We start from the raw sequence: 548 nt of genomic DNA, 5'->3' as shown, positions 1-548 counted from the left end.
GTCGCGAAGACCTCCAGCCCCCACGCCTTCGCCAACTGCACCGCAGCCGTACCCACACCACCCGTACCGGCGTGAATCAACACCCGCTGACCGGGACGGACCCGGGCCAGATCCCACAGCGCATAAAACGCGGTCAGGAAGCCTGCCGACACCGCCGCGGCCTGCTGGAAAGACCAGCCCTGCGGAACCGGGGCAAGCAGACGACTATCCACGATCCCCACCCGACCCCAACCCGACACCAGACCCATCACCGACTGACCCACCGACAGACCAGTGACCCCGGGACCGGTCTCCAGCACGACACCGGAACCCTCCATACCCAGAACCCGACCGTCCACGACCATCCCCAACCCAGCCAGCACGTCATGGAAGTTGACACCCACCGCACGCAGGCCCACCCGGACCTCACCCGCCGCCAACTCCACACCCGCCCCCGGAGCGTCGATGACAGCCGCACTGCCCAGGTCACCCGGCCGGGTCACCTCGACCCGCCAGCCCGAACCCGTCGGCAAAGACAGCTCACCGGCGCGGGCCAACCGTCGACCAAA

The 548-nt window shown here is 68.4% G+C and carries 1 protein-coding gene; it reads right to left on the bottom strand.

Annotated elements, in window-relative coordinates; all coding sequences use genetic code 11:
- The coding region (locus ABD329_RS48035) for an alcohol dehydrogenase catalytic domain-containing protein (protein WP_344318333.1) at nucleotides 1–536 on the bottom strand (536 nt) is incomplete at its 3' end.
- Nucleotides 537–548 lie beyond the last annotated feature (12 nt).

It is taken from the genome of Streptomyces javensis (genome assembly GCF_039525925.1).
GTDB classification, from domain to species: domain Bacteria; phylum Actinomycetota; class Actinomycetes; order Streptomycetales; family Streptomycetaceae; genus Streptomyces; species Streptomyces asiaticus.
The sequence above is the reverse complement of the archived record's forward strand: the minus strand, read 5'-3'. Positions and strand labels throughout refer to the sequence as shown.